Raw genomic sequence first — 15,834 nt, forward strand, 5'->3', positions numbered from 1 at the left:
AAGGAGACCTGCCATGCGTGCTGTCGGATACCGTGAGAGCCTGCCGATCGAGGCCGAAGCCTCGCTGATCGACGTCGAGCTGCCGAAACCCGAGCCTGGGGGCAGGGACCTGCTGGTCGAGGTCAGGGCCGTCTCGGTCAATCCGGTCGACACCAAGGTGCGCGTCCGGGCAAAGCCCGAGGACGGCGCCGTCAAGGTGCTCGGCTGGGACGCTGCCGGCATCGTCACCGGCGTTGGCCCCGAGGCGCGGCTGTTCAAGCCGGGCGACCAGGTGTTTTATGCCGGCGCTATCGATCGGTCGGGCACCAATGCCGAATTTCATCTGGTCGATGAGCGGATCGTCGGCCGCAAGCCGGTCTCGCTGGATTTCGCCGCCGCCGCGGCCCTGCCGCTGACCACCATCACCGCCTGGGAAACGCTGTTCGACCGGATCGACGTCAGGCGGCCGGTGCCGGGCGCGGCGAGCGCCATCCTGATCATCGGCGGCGCCGGCGGCGTCGGCTCGATCGCGGTCCAGCTAGCCCGCAAATTGACCGACCTGACGGTCATCGCCACCGCCTCGCGGCCGGAGACCCAGGCCTGGGTGCGCGAGCTCGGCGCCCACCATGTCGTCGATCACGCGAAGCCGCTGGCGAGCCAGGTCGCGGCGCTCGGCCTCGGCGCGCCGGCCTTCGTGTTTTCGACCACCCATAGCGGCGAGCATCTGGCCGAGATCGCCGCGCTGATTGCCCCGCAAGGGCGCGTCGGCGTGATCGACAATGCCGCAACCATGGACGTCATGCCGCTGATGCAGAAGAGCGTGTCGTTCCACTGGGAGCTGATGTTCACGCGCTCGCTGTTCGGCACGGACGACATCCAGGCTCAGCACGATCTATTGAACGAAACGTCTCGTCTCGTTGATGCCGGCAAGCTCCGCAGCACATTGACCGAGACGTTCGGCACGATTTCGGCCGCCAATCTCAAGCGCGCCCACGCCCATATCGAAAGCGGCAAGGCGCGCGGCAAGGTGGTGCTGGCCGGCTTCTGAGCCGTCTCCGCTCGACCAGGCGCCGGCGGCTGCTAGACTGCCCCGATGCCCCGCCTTGTCCGTCTCCTCTGGTTGATCGTCCTGTCCTGGGTCGCGGCTGGTCCAGCCGCGGCCCAGGAGATGCGCGGCCATGGCGGCCCGGTCCGCGCCTTGGCGGTCACGACCGATGGCCGGACGGCCATTTCCGGTTCCTTCGACAGCTCGGCCATTCTCTGGTCGATCGAGACGGGTGCTGCGCTCCAGGTTTTGCGCTACCACGACGGCGCGGTGAACGCGGTCGCGGCCTTGCCCGACGGGCGTTTCGCCACTGCCGGCGAGGATGGCCGGATCGCCCTCTGGCAGGCCGGCCGGCCGGAACCGGTCCGGGTGATCGAGGGCCATGCCGGCCCGATCGCCGCGCTTGCCGTCTCGCCCGACGGCCTGAGCATCGCGTCCGCGTCCTGGGACGGTACGGCGCGGGTGGCGCCGATCGCAGCTGGCGAGGCCGAGGTCATCGCCGGCCACAAGGGGCCGCTCAATGCCGTCGCCTTCATGCCGGATGGCAGGAGCCTGGTGACCGGCGGCCATGACCAGACCTTGCGCATCACGCCGCTCGGCGGCGGCGCCGCCGCGCGCAGCGTCGATATCGGCGTCTCCATCAATGCCCTGGTCGTTGCCGCCGACGGCGAGATCGCGGCGGCCGGCGCCGACGGACGCGTCCATCGGGTCTCGTCCGGCGGCGTCAGGCAAGGCGAGATCGTCGCCTCCGAGACGCCGCTGGTGGCGCTTGCTTTGTCGCCCGACGGTCGGCGGCTTGCCGCCGCGGGCATTCGCGGCTCGGTGGCCCTGATCGAGCGGCACGCCGGCAATCCCGGCGGGCGGGTCGAGCGCCTGCTGGTCGGCCCCGGCCTGCCGGTCTGGTCGGTCGCCTTCCGGCCGGGCGGGCAGGAGCTGCTGACGGGCGGCGGCGACCGGCTGGTGCGCCGGTGGGACGCGGCATCGGGCGAGCATATCGGGCCGGTCGCGATGAGCCGGCCGGAAGACCCGCTGGCGCGCTACAGCGGCGATCGCGGCGCCGAGGTGTTCCGCGCCTGCGTCGCCTGCCACACGCTGGATGCCGATGGCGCCAACCGTGCCGGCCCGTCGCTTTACGGGGTGATCGGCCGGCGCATCGGCAGCGCGCCCGGTTATTCCTATTCGCCGGCCTTCCGGACGTTGGACATCGTCTGGAGCAAGGACACCATCGCCCGGCTGTTCGAGATCGGCCCCACCGCCTATACGCCCGGCACGAAAATGCCGGAGCAGACCATTGCCGACCCGGACGACCGTGCCGCGCTGGTCGACTTCATCGCACGGGCTACGGCGCGGCCCTGACCAGGGTCAGTTCAGCTTGTCGCGCCCCTCGGCGGTCTCGCGCAAATAATCTTCCGCGGTGCGCTGGCGCGGCCGCGACGGGGCTCCATAGGGGTCGAAGCTCTCGTTGACCACCTTCTCGACCCGGCACTGCTCGCACATGAACAGGGCGGCGCGGCGATGCGCATTGTCGCCGGAGAACATCCAGTGGCCCTCGAGCTTGGCGGCGATCCGGTCGATCGTTGATTTGGTGCCGAAGGCCTTGCCGCATTGCTCGCAATGAAACGGCTCTTCCTGCTTGATGATACGAAACGGCTCGTTCCAGGCCGCGAAATCGACCTGCGGCTTCAAGGTGATGGCGTCCTCGGGGCAGGTCGCGGCGCACAGGCCGCACTGAACGCAGAGGTTTTCGCTGAAACGCAGCATCGGCTGGTCCGGATTGTCGCTCAGCGCCGCGGTCGGGCAGGCGGAGACGCAGGCGAGGCACAGCGTGCAGGCCGCGGGATCGACGTCGGCCTTGCCGAAAGGCGCGCCCTTGGCCAGTGCCACGACGTCGACCGGCGCCGGGGCCGCCCGATGCAATTCGCGCAATGACAATTCCAGCAGGCCGCGCTTGGTGCCGAGCGGCAGGAAAGAGGCCGGGCGCGGCGCGACCGTCGCCCGCGGCGGCGTGCCGAGCGCCGCGGCCAGTGCGTCCGGATCGTCGGTTTCGATCAGTGTGACGAGATCCTGGCCATAACCAAGGCCGGCGAGCACCGCGTTGGCCGTCGCCATGACCTGATGCAGGCCGGAAAGGTCGTGTTTCGGCCGGGCTCGGCCGATCAGGCGGACGCCCGCCGCGCCATAGGCGAAGGCCGCCGCCAGGAGCTCGGGGCCGACCTGGGTGATCTCGTTGACGCCGAGCGGCAGGACATGGGCCGGAAGGCCGTCGCCGAACCGCGCCAAAGCGTCGATCAGGGGCAGGCCATGGTCGCCGTCATGCAGGAGAACGACACCGTGCTCTCCGCCCGCGGCCCGATAGGTGGTGACCAGCGTGCGCAGGCGGCGCATCAGGCCGTCCACCGGCGGCAGGGCATAGGCCGCCGCCCCGGTCGGGCAGGCGGCCGCGCAGGCGCCGCAGCCGGCGCAGATCGCCGGATCGATCGCCACGGCGTCGCCGTTCGGCGTGATCGCGCCGGTCGGGCAGAGATCGAGGCAGCGCGTGCAGCCGGTGATCTTCGAGCGCGCATGGGCGCAGAGGTCGTCGTGGAAGGTGATGAATTTCGGCTTGTCGAAGGTGCCGACGAGCCCGCGCGCCTCGCCGATCAGCCGCTCGACCGCGGCCGGGTCGGCGGGGTCGGCGCGCAGATAGCCCGGCCGGAGATCGGCCGCGGGGAACAGCGCGGTCCCGCCGGTGAGGTCGAGCACGATGTCGCAGGTCGACGAGGCGCCCTGGCGCGGCGCTTGCCAGAGATAGGCCTGGCGCGATGCAGGCGAGGGCAGGGCGTAGTCGTCGATGGCCAGCGTGAAGGCGCCGAGATGGCCCTTGGCCGCGCTGATCGTGCCTTTGACGACCGGAAATTCGGTGGTCGCCGCCGGCGTCACCTGGCCGGGGCGGGTCAGCAGCACGGTGATGTCGAGCGCATCGGCGAGCCGGCGCGCGGCGGTAATCGCCGTCTCGTCGCGGCCATAGATCAGCGCGACGCCCTTCGATTCCAGCGTCACCAGGGCGATCGGCGGCATTTCCTCGGCGGCGGCCGCCAGGAGCGCCGCGGTCTTGGGCCCGGCATCCGCGGCAGCCGACGACCAGCCGGCCTGCTCGCGTATATTGGCGAAGGCGAGCGTGCCGGCAAAGCCGAGATCGGCCGCGGTTTCCTCGAACAGCGGCGCTTCCTGGGTGCACCCCACGGTGACGTCGCCGCCCTGGTCGAGCACCGCCTTGAACAGGTCGAGCTGCTTGCGGCAGAGCTGGTCGGCCGAACGCACCTTGGCCTTGCACGCCTTGGCGACCAGTTCGCCATGCAGTGGCATGGTCTCCTCGCAGGAACAGACGAGAATGGTCCGGCCGGCTTGCATGCACGTCTCCTCGCGGCACCGGGACGAGACTTCGGCGCGCGAGCGTCAATGCGTCACGCGGGTCCTTTTACCCGGGCCTTTCAGACTCATATATTGGAACGGGTCAAAAGAACCAGACCCGAGGATCCGAGGAAGCGCCGAAGTCCAGCCATGTCCGCCTTGATTGCCATCAGAACGCCGATGACGCTCGACCTGCCGCCCGGTTTCCGGCTGGTGGCCCTGCGCGAATCCGGCGATGCCTTCAGCCATGCCTGCCGGACCGCGGGCGAGGAGGGGGCGGGCACGCTGGTCTGGGTGCGGCGCTTCGATGTCGCCGAGTTCGCCGTGGTGCTGGAGCCCGAGGAGCCGCTCAACCTCGCCCGCAAAGCCTTCTTCATGGGCATGAACGCGGTGGCCGATGCGCTCGCCGCCCATTGCCCGCCCGAGCGGGCCGTCACCTTCGACTGGCCCGATACGATCCGTTTCGATGGCGGGCTGGTCGGCGGTGGGCGGATCGGCTGGCCGAAGGCCTGCGCCGAGACCGAAGCGCCGGCCTGGCTGGTCTTTTCGGCGATCATCCGGGTGGCTTTTCACGATGTCGCCGAACCCGGCCTGACGCCGAACGCCGCGGCGCTCGACGAGGACGGCACGGACGGCATCGGCCCCGCCATGATTGTCGAGAGCTTCGCGCGCTTTTTCCTGCGCCAGGTCGACCTCTGGCGGCATGATGGTTTCGGCCGGATCGGCACCGATTACCTGGCGCGCCTCGGCAAGGACCGGCCGGGCGATATCAGGGGGCTCGACGTCAACGGCGACCTTCTGACCCGCGGTGCCCTCGGCGGCGCCGAGACGCGGCGCGACTGGCTCGGGGCGCTGCGGGCCGTCTCCTGGCTCGACCGCAAGACCGGGGGGCCGAGGCTGTGAAACTCCTGCGCACCATCCGGCTCGATCCCTCCGACACATTCGTGTTCCCGCGCGTGGCGGAACCGGGCGAGTGGGCGGTCACCGGCACCTTCCTGTTCTGGGGGCGCGATCTCTCCGGCCTGGAGGGCAGGGAACGGGCGGCCTTCCGCTCCGGCTTCCTCGGCGTCGAGACCTTCGGCTTCTCGACGCTCGTCGTGGTCCAGGAGGCGCGCGACGACGAACAGGCCGCCGCCGTCGACGCGCTGGCCCGCCATATTCATCGTGAGCTCGGCGCGCCTGATCTCGCCAGCGCCCGTGCCGCCGCCGAGGAGGAGGTCGCCTTTTCGGCCTCGCTCGCCGACCATGAGCCGAACACGCTGGTGGCGCTGCACCGGCTGTTCGAAGCCGGCGAAATCCGCGAGGCGTTCCGGACCCTCAAGGCCCGCGAGCGTACCGCCGGCGCCGACGGCTTGCATGCCCAGGCGCGCGCCTTCAGCTTCCACGAGGTGGTGGATGACGAGCCCGTCGGCGATGAAGTGGATCTGATCGGCATGATGGACAAGCGCTCATGACCCTGGATACGGCGACCTCAAGGGAATTCTGGGTCTCGTCCGGCCATCACATGACCCGGCGTGTCGGCGGCGGTGGCCTTGGCGCCACCGACGAACTGATCCTGGCCTATCTGGCGCGGCCCGAACTGGTGCCGCCGGAGGAGGCCTGCGCCGCCGAGCGCGCCCTCCACGCCCTGCTGATGGCGGAGCCGCGCCGCCCGGTCGCCGCCGCCGAGATCCAGGCCATCCAGGACGAGGATGCCCGCGAGAACTGGAGCTTCATGATCGGCTTCCGCGACCGGCTGATCGCGGCGCCGAGCATCGAGGCCGCCTATCTCGCCATCGTCAGGGGCGGCGCCGGCGCCGTGCCGCCGCTGTTTCTCAACCAGTTGAGCCACCTGATCCTGCGCAACGCGCTCGACGGCTGCGAGGACCCCTTCGTGCTGCGCGCCGCCGAATGCCTGTTCCGCGCGCAGAAGGCCTCGCTCAAGGACGGCACGCTGCTGCTCGCCGATGCCGAGCTGATCGAAGGCTTCGAGGCCGAGCGCCGGACGCTGATGCAGTCCTCGCCGCTGACGGCCATGTTCGGCGCGGACGCCATGGCCGGCCTCGACGTCATGACCGAGGCCAATTCGGGCGACTACTGGTCCTGTTCCGACGCCTTTTCCATGGTGATGAATCTCGGCGGCGATCCGCGCGCCCGCGACGCGCTGGCACGCGTCGTCGAATGTTGGGTCGGCCATCTCCTCGGCATTGCCGTCAGGGTCGCGCCGGCCGAACGCATCGAGGACGCTGACTGGCGCTGGTTCGTCGGGCTCGACGCCGAGGCGACCGGCATCGGCAACCGCATGTGGCGGGGCGAACCGGTCGCGCCCGCGGCCCTGTCGCGGATCTGCGGCCTGTTCAGGCTGGATTTCACCACCTCCGACCGGGTCGACCCTCGTTTGGCCGGAAAACCGGTCTATCTGATCATGGCGCTGACCGAAGACATGGTGCTCAGGCTGAAGCCGCAAAACCTCGTCGTCGGCCTGCCGCTGACGGAAGTGAGGCCGACATGAGGGGGCCGCAAGGAGGGCGATATTGGACAGAACGCCAGCCGGGATGTCTCAACGTCATCCCCGGCGAGCGAAGCGAGGGAAGGGGATCCAGGAGTCGACAGGCCGTGTTTTCAGCGCATGGAATCTCGGCGCGGGGTCATCTCGCGTCGCTGATTTCGCAGCGTCGCGGGCACTGCCCTGCAACCCCTGGATCCCCTTCCCCTCGCTTCGCTCGCCGGGGATGACGTAGAGCTATCCCGGCCGCCGACGGGTCCATTATTCGCCTCATAACGTCGCCGGCCCACGCTGGCTTCACAAACCCCTGCCGGAGACAGACCATGCCGGTTCACCACATCGCGGTCGGCGTCGTCGTCGAGAAGCGCAAGCTCAACAATCCCTGGCTGGATCACGAATGGGCGCCCGCCGCGATCCTGCCCGGTGTTCCCGCGGTCGAGCCCTGGACCTTGATCGGGCGCGAGGGGGAAACCGAAAGCTGGTATGCCGGCCCCTCGGAACTCATCTTCCATTCCGGCGAGACCGCCCATTACCGCGACAATCTGGTGTCGGGCCGCCCCTCGATCTGGGTGGCGCTGCGCGAGGATGCCGAGGGCCGCTGGCAGGTCGCTGCGGTCACCGCCGATCCCTATGAGGGAGAAGCCTTTGTCGACAATGTCACCGACCGGGTCGAGGCGGTTCCCATGCCGCACGAGGTGATGGTCGAGCTCTCGGCCTTCTTCCAAACCCACCATGTCGAGGAGACCTTCTTCAAGCGCAAGCGCGACCGGCAGGATCCTGACAGCATGGGCAGCCGCGGGCTCGCCCAGCCGGCCCGGTTCCGGCGCGAGCCCGGACCGGGAGAAGGCCAATGAGCCGGCACGGCGGCGACGACGAGGGCTTCCTCATCCGCTGGTCGCGGCTGAAGCGCGAGCCGGCGCCGGCGGCCGATCCGGCAACACCCGACATTCCCGCGGCCATCGCCGAGACAGCGGCGGATGCGCCCGCGACCGCGCTCGACGACCTCATCGCGGCCTTGCCCGAGATCGAGACGCTGGTGCCGGGCCAGGACATTTCGGCCTTCATGCGCGCCGGTGTGCCGCTGGCGCTGCGCAATCAGGCCTTGCGCCGGATGTGGACGATCGATCCGGCGATCCGCGATTTCGTCAGCGAGGCCCTGGACTATGCCTATGACTACAATGTCCCGGGAGGCGCGCCGGGCTTTGCCGCGATGACCGCCAATGCCGATCAGGTGCAGGCGGTGCTCGACGGTTTCGACCGGGCCTTGTCCGCCCTGACAAGCGAATCCGAGGCCAAATCAGGCGCGACGCCCATAGCTCAAGACAATATGTCGCAGGCTGCGCCGGCGGAGGCGCCTTCCCTGGCAGGTCATGCTGCGCCGCGGGAAAAGCGGTCGCCAGCCGAGCCGGCTTCGCCACACGCGGATGTCACAGCGTCGGCCGTGCCGCGCGAACCCGCCGAAAGCCTCGCAAATTCGGGCGCCGCGGTGATCGCGCGCGATGTTGCGATGCAAGAAAATCGTCGTGAATCGAAAGACTTGGAGCCTGTCCGACGGCGTCATGGCGGCGCTTTGCCGGACTGAGCTGCGACGGTCCATCCGTTGCATTGGCTCATAGCTTGTAGCTATTCTAGGGTGACTATCGCGTATGGCTTCGATCACCCGCACAGCTTCGCTCCGGTGGTCGGGCCGACAATCGGAAAGACGATCGCGAGAATGCGTGACGGTGGCTTGGAAGCGGCGATCAAGGCGGTTGGCGGGGTTGGAGCCCTGGCCAGGGGCCTGGGCATTTCGCAACCGTCCGTGTCGAACTGGCAGCGCATTCCGCCGGAGCGTGTGATCGCCGTGGAGGCGCTGAGCGGGGTCGGCCGGCAGTTGCTCCGGCCCGATCTCTATCCCGAGAAGCGTCCGAGCCTGGCGGCGGCGATGGAAGAGGCGCGCGCCGCGGCGGAAGCCCGGGCAACCCCGGAGATCGACGAGATGGATCGGCTCCGGGCCGCCGAATATGGCCTGCTCGCCTTGCTGCTGTTCAAGGTTCCCACGGCCGAGGTGCTGGCCAAGGTCGCCGACCTCAAGGGCGACGCCTCGCCGCTCGGCATGGCCCATCTGGCGCTGGCGGAAGCCGCTCGCGGCACCACGGTCGCGGCGGTCAACCGCGAGTTCTTCGACCTGTTCATCGGGGTCGGCCGTGGCGAGCTGCTGCCCTATGGCTCCTATTATCTCACCGGTTTCCTGCACGAGCGGCCGCTGGCCGAGGTGAGGGCGGCCTTCGTCGCGCTCGGCGTGGTGCGCGGCGACGGCTCCAAGGAGCCGGAAGATCATATCGCGCTGCTCTGCGACGTCATGGCGGGCCTGGCGCTCGGCCGGTTCGGCGACGGCTATGACGGCGAGAAGGCGTTTTTCGAAACCCATGTGAAACCATGGGCGCAGCGTTTTTTCGCCGATCTCGAGATGGTGCAGGGCAAGCCGTTCTACCGGGCCGTCGGCGCGGTCGGCCGGCAGTTCATGGATATCGAGACGGAGGCTTTTGCCTTCGCGGCCTGACGAGGCCGGATCGAATGGGGATGGAGGACGGGACATGTCGGGTCAAGGCAAAGACAAGAACGACCGCGCTGGCGAGAACGCTGTCACCGGACCGACGGCCGGCCGGCGCGACTTCCTGAAGGCCATGACCGGCGCCTCCGCGCTCGCCGCGACCGCCGTGGTGGCGAGCGAGCAGGCCGTGGCCCAGGCGCCGGCCTCGGGCCGCGAGAGCCGCGATGAGCGCCGCAAGGCGCGCTACCAGGCGAATTCCGCCGACGTGCAGAACTTCTATCGCACCAATCGCTACTGAGGGGCGCGCCATGCTGACCAGACGCAAAAGTGCCGATGCGAGCCGCTCCCGCCTGGCCGGCCTTGCCGCCGGCCTGACCTCCGGCGTCATGGACCGCCGCACCTTTCTCGCCCGCTCCGGCATCGCGGTCGCCGGTGCCGCCGCCGTCGGTTCGCTCACGCTCGGCGCCGTCCGCAAGGCCGAGGCGGCGGGCGGGGCTCCGCAACCCGGCGTGCCGATCACCGTGCGCAAGAACATCTGCACCCATTGCTCGGTCGGCTGCACCGTGCGCGCCGAAGTGCAGAACGGCGTGTGGACCGGCCAGGAGCCGGCCTGGGAAAGCCCGATCAACCGCGGCACCCACTGCGCCAAGGGCGCCTCGGTGCGCGAGATCGTCCATGGCGACCGGCGCATCAAATATCCGCTGAAGCTGGTCGACGGCGTCTGGCAGAAGATCGGCTGGGAGCAGGCGCTGAACGAGATCGGCGACAAGATGAACGAGATCCGCGCCCGCTCCGGCGCCGATTCCGTCTATCTGCTCGGCTCGGCCAAATATACCAACGAAGCCGCCTATCTGTTCCGCAAGTTCGCGGCGTTCTGGGGCACCAACAACGTCGACCACCAGGCGCGCATCTGCCACTCGACCACGGTCGCCGGCGTCGCCAACACCTGGGGCTACGGCGCCCAGACCAATTCATACAACGACATCCGCAACGCCAAGACCATGGTCATCATGGGCGGCAATCCCGCGGAAGCCCATCCGGTGGCGATGCAGCACCTGCTCTCCGGCAAGGAGATCAACCGCGCCAACATGGTGGTCATCGATCCGCGCATGACCCGCACGGCGGCGCATGCCACCGAATATGTCCGGATCCGCTCGGGCACCGACATCGCGGTGCTCTGGGGCATGCTCTGGCACATCTTCCAGAATGGCTGGGAGGACAAGGAGTTCATCCAGAACCGCGTCTACGGCATGGACGAGATCCGCAAGGAGGTCGCCAAGTGGACGCCCGATGAGGTCGAGCGGGTCAGCGGCGCGCCAGGCGAGCAGTTGAAGCGTGTCGCCGAGATGTTCGCCAAGGCCAAGCCCGCGACCCTGATCTGGGCCATGGGCCAGACCCAGCACACGGTCGGCACCGCCAATGTCCGCGCCAGCTGCATCCTGCTGCTGGCCACCGGCAATGTCGGCGGCTTCGGCTCCGGCGCCAATATTTTCCGTGGCCACACCAATGTGCAGGGCGCCACCGATCTCGGTCTCGATGTCGGCAACCTGCCGCTCTATTACGGCCTGGTCGAAGGCGGCTGGCGCCACTGGGCGCGTGTCTGGGATGTGCCTTACGATTATTTCGTCGGCCGTTTCGACGAGGTGCCGGCCAAGGGCGGCCGCGCAGCGCGCACGGCCAAGCAGAACATGGAGACCTCGGGCCTGCCGTCGACCCGCTGGTTCGACGCGACCAACCTGCCGGCCGAGCAGGTCGACCAGAAGGACAACCTGAAGGCCATGGTGGTGATGGGCCATGGCGGCAACACCATCCCGCGCATTCCCGGCGCCGTCGAAGGCCTGGAAAAGCTCGAGCTCCTGGTCATCGGCGATCCGCATCCGACCAATTTCGTGTCGCTCGGCGGCCGCAAGAACGGCAGCTACGTCCTGCCGATCTGCACCAGTTTCGAATGCGACGGGTCGCGTACCGCCTCGAACCGTTCGCTGCAATGGGGCGAGAAGATCGTCGAGCCGATCTTCGAATCCGCCAATGACTACTGGGTCATCTACAAGCTCGCCCAGAAGCTCGGTTTCGCCACCGAGATGTTCAAGAACATCGCCATGGTCAAAGGCAAGTTCGGCGACGAGCCGGAAGCGGCCTCGATCCTGCGTGAGATCAACCGCGGTGGCTGGTCCACCGGTTATACCGGCCAGTCGCCGGAACGCCTGAAGGCCCATATGGCCAATCAGGACAAGTTCGACATCGTCACCTTGCGCGCGCCGAAGGAGCTCGCCGATATCGGCGGCGACTATTACGGCCTGCCTTGGCCATGCTGGGGCAAGCCGGAGGTGCGCCACCCCGGCACCCACACGCTCTACAACACCAATCTCGCCGTCAAGGACGGCGGCGGCTGCTTCCGGCCGCGCTTCGGCCTGGAGCGCAACGGCGAAACCCTGCTCGCGCAGAATTCCTGGCCCAAGGATTCACCGATCCAGGACGGCTATCCGGAGTTCACCTATGCCATCTTCCAGCGGCTCGGCTGGGACGCGGACCTGACGCCGGCGGAGAAGGCCGGCATCGAGGCCCAGGGCGGCGCGGCCGCGGGCACGGTCAGCTGGGCCAACGACCTGACCGGCGGCATCCAGCGCGTTTGCCTGGAGAAGGGCGTCTCACCCTTTGGCAACGGCAAGGCCCGGGCGATCGCCTGGAACCTGCCCGATCCCGTGCCGGTCCACCGCGAGCCGATCTATTCGCCGCGTCCCGAGCTGGTCGCGAAATATCCGGCGCGGCCCGACGAACGCTCGCTGCGCATGCCGAGCCTCAGCACGACCTATCAGAAGGGCGCCGTCGACAAGGGGATTGCCCGGTCGTTCCCGATCATCCTCACCTCCGGCCGCCTGGTCGAATATGAGGGCGGCGGCGAGGAGACGCGGTCCAACAAATGGCTCGCTGAGCTGCAGCAGGACATGTTCATCGAGGTCAATCCGCGCGAAGCCGCCGCGCGCGGCTTCCAGGACGGGCAATGGGTCTGGGTCAGCGGTCCGGAAGGCGGCCGGGTCCGGGTCAAGGCGCTGGTCACCGAGCGGGTCGGGCCGGGCGTCGCCTGGATGCCGTTCCATTTCGGCGGCTGGTACCAGGGCGCCGACCAGCGCGGCAACTATCCGGCCGGCACCGATCCGATCGTGCTGGGCGAGAGCGTCAACACGGTGACCACCTACGGTTATGACCCGGTGACGGGCATGCACGAAGGCAAGGCCACCCTGTGTCAGATCGCGGCGGCGTGAGAGGGAGGACCGAACCATGGCCCGTATGAAATTCCTCTGCGACGCCGACCGCTGCATCGAGTGCAACGCCTGCGTCACCGCCTGCAAGAACGAGCACGACGTGCCCTGGGGCATCAACCGGCGGCGCGTCGTCACCATCAATGACGGCCGGCCGGGCGAGCGCTCGATCTCGATGGCCTGCATGCACTGCACCGACGCGCCCTGCGCGGCGGTCTGCCCGGTCGACTGCTTCTACACCACGGCCGATGCCGTCGTGCTGCACTCCAAGGAGCTGTGCATCGGCTGCGGTTATTGCTTCTACGCCTGTCCGTTCGGCGCGCCGCAATATCCCCGCGTCGGCAATTTCGGCTCGCGCGGCAAGATGGACAAATGCACCTATTGCTCGGGCGGACCACTGGCCGACAATTCGACGGCCGAATATGCCCAATATGGCGCAAACCGCCTGGCCGAGGGCAAATTGCCGATCTGCGCCGAGATGTGCTCGACCAAGGCGCTGCTCGCCGGCGACAGCGACATGATCACCACCATCTACAAGGAACGGGTGCTCAAGCGCGGCTACGGCTCGGGGGCCTGGGGCTGGCAGACCGCCTATAAGGAAACCATCACGATCTGATGGCCGTTGGCCGGCGAGGGGACCTCCCGCCGCCGGTTTCGCAAGCAACGAAATCGGACGCCCTCGCCGGCGTTCACAGCGGACGCCATGTCCGGGAGAGGATCATCCGATGCGCCTCATGCTTCGGTCTCTCGTCGCCACCTTCCTGGTGCTGGCCGCGCTGGCTTTGGCCACGCCCGTCTCGGCCCAGCCTGCGCCGCCGCAGCCCACGGCGGTGAACCCGACGGCCCTGTCGGTGCAGGAGCGCCAGCTGATGGAACAATTGCGCGCGGGAACGCCCGGCACCGGCACCACGGTGCATGGCCGCGGCACCATTCCCAACACCGATTCCTATGTCCTGATCCAGCCGCAGGGGCAGGCCTGGCGGGCCTTCCACCAGGGCGCCATGCACTGGGTCGCCGGCATCGCCATTCTCGGCATGCTGGCCTTGCTGGCGCTGTTCTATCTGATCCGCGGCACGATCCGGGTCGAGCACGGCATGTCCGGGCTGAAGATCCTGCGCTTTTCCAGCTTCGAGCGGCTGATCCACTGGATGGTCGCCAGCTGCTTCATCCTGCTCGGCTTGTCCGGGCTCAACGTCACCGTCGGCAAGTTCCTGCTGCTGCCCCTGATCGGCGAGAGCGCCTTCGCGCTGACCTCGCAATGGGCCAAATATGCCCATAACTATCTGGCCTGGCCCTTCATGCTCGGCCTCGCCGTGATGTTCCTGACCTGGGTCGGCCACAACATTCCGAACCGCGTCGACATCGAATGGATCAAGCAGGGTGGCGGCATGCTCGCCAATGGCGCGCATCCGCCGGCGCGCAAGTTCAATGCCGGCCAGAAGGGCATCTTCTGGGCGGTCATGGTGGGTGGCGCCGTGCTCTCGCTCTCGGGCATCTATCTGGTCTTCCCCTATACCGCCGGGGGCGTGCTGGCGCTGCAGTTCTGGAACATCGTGCACGGGCTCGCCGGCGTGCTGCTGATCGCGGTGATCCTGGCCCATATCTATATCGGCACGCTCGGCATGCAGGGCGCCTCCGAGGCCATGACCACGGGCGACGTCGATCTCAACTGGGCCAAGGAGCACCACTCACTCTGGGTCCAGGAAGAGGCGGAAAAGGGCAAGCTGCACCCGCATGCCGTGGGCCAGGCCGCCGAATAACCCCGACCGGGACGGCGGTGGCAACGCCCGGCCCCGGCCGGGCGTGGTCGTTTTTGCCGCTTCGTTTCGCGCGTCCTATATGCATTGCTGACGGGCGGGCCGTACGACCGGCCCGAACCAGCGGGGCATCATGAAAGTCATCGGGCTTGCCGGATGGAGCGGCGCGGGCAAGACCACCTTGCTGGTCAGGATCGTGGCGTTGCTGGCGGCGCGCGGCCTTGATGTCGCGACGCTGAAACATGCCCATCATGCCTTCGACATCGATCAGCCGGGCAAGGATTCGCACGCCCATCGCGCTGCCGGCGCCCACCAGGTGCTGGTCGCCTCGGCCCATCGCTACGCGCTGATCCGCGAATTGCGCGGCGCGCCCGAGCCAACCCTCGCCGACCTCTTGCGCAAGCTCTCGCCCTGCGACCTCGTCATCGTCGAGGGCTTCAAGAGCTACGCCCATCCCAAGGTCGAGATCCACCGGGCCGCCAATGGCAAGCCCTGGCTGTTCGGCGAGCTCAGCCATGTCAGCGCGATCGCAGCCGACACCCCGGCACCGGGCTTCTCCGGGCCGGTCGCCGATCTCGACGATGTCGAGGCCGCAACCGCGCTCGTCCTGGCGGCGGCCGAACCCCTGAGCGAAGTGCTGGCGCGGCTCGATGCCGCCGGCCGGCCGGAGCGGCAGCCTCAACCGAGGTGATCAGCTCGGATTGAAGCGCTGCATCCAGGGCGGTCGTCCTTCGAGGCTCGCGCAAGGGCGCTCGCACCTCAGGATGAGGACTGTGGAGTATTGCGGACATGCCGGCGATGAATGCGCGGCACGCTCCACCCTTCATGATCAATGTCGATGCAGCGGACTTACCATCCTCATCCTGAGGTGCGAGCTCTTGCGAGCCTCGAAGGACGGCTATCCTTGATTCCGCGCTTCAATCCCAGATGATCAAGACTAATGCACGTCCACGTCGATATTGACCCGCGCGCGGCTCGGCCCGCGATCGGAGCGCAGCGCCAGGACGACGGTGAACTGATCCTGGCCGCGATAGCCCGGGGCCGATTGATAGGCGAAGCGATTGCCGACCACCCGCGCGCTGCCGTGGGCGGCGGGGCCGGCAATGGTGACGCCTTCGATCCGGGTGACCTGGGCCTGATAGGAACGGCGGGCCAGGCGCCCGAGCCGGATCTGGCTCTCGCAATATGTCCCGGAATTGACCATCAGCGCGCCCTGTGTGGTGGTACCGCCGCGGAAGCGATAGCGGTACTGGCACTCGCTGGCGGCCGCGGCCGTCGAAAAGCCGGCGCCGAGCGCCCCGGCAAGCAAAAGAAGCACAAGGCGCGGCATGATGGCTGTCTCCCTGATCCCGCCTGAGGCTATGGTATCACGCAACCTCCGGCGC

15 protein-coding genes are annotated in these 15,834 nt (G+C 68.2%); 13 read left to right on the forward strand and 2 right to left on the reverse strand.

Annotation, left to right across the window (positions count from 1 at the left end; all coding sequences use genetic code 11):
• The first annotated feature begins 13 nt into the window (after positions 1-13).
• Positions 14-1,027, forward strand: coding sequence for a zinc-binding alcohol dehydrogenase family protein (locus tag AC07WJ_RS32990; protein WP_494938966.1), 1,014 nt, complete (start codon positions 14-16; stop codon positions 1,025-1,027).
• A 45-nt stretch (positions 1,028-1,072) separates the two neighbouring features.
• Positions 1,073-2,380, forward strand: coding sequence for a c-type cytochrome (locus tag AC07WJ_RS32995; protein ID WP_494938967.1), 1,308 nt, complete (start codon positions 1,073-1,075; stop codon positions 2,378-2,380).
• Between the two features lie 6 nt (positions 2,381-2,386).
• Here AC07WJ_RS32995 and AC07WJ_RS33000 read toward each other — a convergent pair whose 3' ends face one another.
• Positions 2,387-4,414 carry a 4Fe-4S binding protein gene (locus AC07WJ_RS33000; RefSeq protein WP_494938968.1) on the reverse strand — a complete coding sequence of 676 codons (2,028 nt, stop codon included), beginning with the start codon at positions 4,412-4,414 and terminating at the stop codon, positions 2,387-2,389.
• A gap of 150 nt (positions 4,415-4,564) precedes the next feature.
• Between AC07WJ_RS33000 and AC07WJ_RS33005 the strand changes: the two genes are divergently transcribed.
• From AC07WJ_RS33005 to mobB, 11 genes are all read left to right on the forward strand, one after another.
• The gene (locus tag AC07WJ_RS33005; RefSeq protein ID WP_494938969.1) at positions 4,565-5,317 is read left to right on the forward strand and encodes a biotin/lipoate--protein ligase family protein; all 753 of its coding nucleotides are present in this window, start codon (positions 4,565-4,567) and stop codon (positions 5,315-5,317) included.
• On the forward strand, positions 5,314-5,868 hold the full coding sequence (locus tag AC07WJ_RS33010; RefSeq protein ID WP_494938970.1) for a DUF6505 family protein: 555 nt from the start codon (positions 5,314-5,316) through the stop codon (positions 5,866-5,868). The genes AC07WJ_RS33005 and AC07WJ_RS33010 overlap by 4 nt, the downstream gene beginning before the upstream one ends.
• The gene (locus tag AC07WJ_RS33015; protein ID WP_494938971.1) at positions 5,865-6,905 is read left to right on the forward strand and encodes a DUF6352 family protein; all 1,041 of its coding nucleotides are present in this window, start codon (positions 5,865-5,867) and stop codon (positions 6,903-6,905) included. Before AC07WJ_RS33010 ends, AC07WJ_RS33015 begins: the two co-directional genes overlap by 4 nt.
• A gap of 317 nt (positions 6,906-7,222) precedes the next feature.
• Positions 7,223-7,753 carry a DUF3305 domain-containing protein gene (locus AC07WJ_RS33020; protein WP_494938972.1) on the forward strand — a complete coding sequence of 177 codons (531 nt, stop codon included), beginning with the start codon at positions 7,223-7,225 and terminating at the stop codon, positions 7,751-7,753.
• The gene (locus AC07WJ_RS33025) at positions 7,750-8,481 is read left to right on the forward strand and encodes a DUF3306 domain-containing protein (protein ID WP_494938973.1); all 732 of its coding nucleotides are present in this window, start codon (positions 7,750-7,752) and stop codon (positions 8,479-8,481) included. The genes AC07WJ_RS33020 and AC07WJ_RS33025 overlap by 4 nt, the downstream gene beginning before the upstream one ends.
• 132 nt (positions 8,482-8,613) lie before the next feature.
• Positions 8,614-9,441 carry a Cro/CI family transcriptional regulator gene (locus tag AC07WJ_RS33030; protein WP_494938974.1) on the forward strand — a complete coding sequence of 276 codons (828 nt, stop codon included), beginning with the start codon at positions 8,614-8,616 and terminating at the stop codon, positions 9,439-9,441.
• A 34-nt stretch (positions 9,442-9,475) separates the two neighbouring features.
• A complete protein-coding gene (locus tag AC07WJ_RS33035; protein WP_494938975.1) occupies positions 9,476-9,730 on the forward strand; it encodes a twin-arginine translocation signal domain-containing protein in 255 nt (84 codons plus the stop codon).
• A gap of 10 nt (positions 9,731-9,740) precedes the next feature.
• A complete protein-coding gene (locus AC07WJ_RS33040; RefSeq protein ID WP_494938976.1) occupies positions 9,741-12,695 on the forward strand; it encodes a formate dehydrogenase subunit alpha in 2,955 nt (984 codons plus the stop codon).
• Between the two features lie 16 nt (positions 12,696-12,711).
• Positions 12,712-13,308, forward strand: coding sequence for a formate dehydrogenase FDH3 subunit beta (gene fdh3B / locus AC07WJ_RS33045; RefSeq protein ID WP_494938977.1), 597 nt, complete (start codon positions 12,712-12,714; stop codon positions 13,306-13,308).
• Between the two features lie 109 nt (positions 13,309-13,417).
• Entirely contained in the window at positions 13,418-14,452 is a 1,035-nt protein-coding gene (locus AC07WJ_RS33050; RefSeq protein WP_494938978.1) for a formate dehydrogenase subunit gamma, read from the forward strand.
• A gap of 130 nt (positions 14,453-14,582) precedes the next feature.
• Complete coding sequence (mobB, locus tag AC07WJ_RS33055) at positions 14,583-15,140, forward strand: molybdopterin-guanine dinucleotide biosynthesis protein B (RefSeq protein WP_494938979.1); 558 nt, start codon at positions 14,583-14,585, stop codon at positions 15,138-15,140.
• 246 nt (positions 15,141-15,386) lie between these two features.
• Here mobB and AC07WJ_RS33060 read toward each other — a convergent pair whose 3' ends face one another.
• Complete coding sequence (locus AC07WJ_RS33060) at positions 15,387-15,779, reverse strand: Ig-like domain-containing protein (protein WP_494938980.1); 393 nt, start codon at positions 15,777-15,779, stop codon at positions 15,387-15,389.
• Positions 15,780-15,834: the final 55 nt, after the last annotated feature.

The sequence above is a fragment of the Phreatobacter sp. GW821-FHT04C01 genome (genome assembly GCF_059420385.1).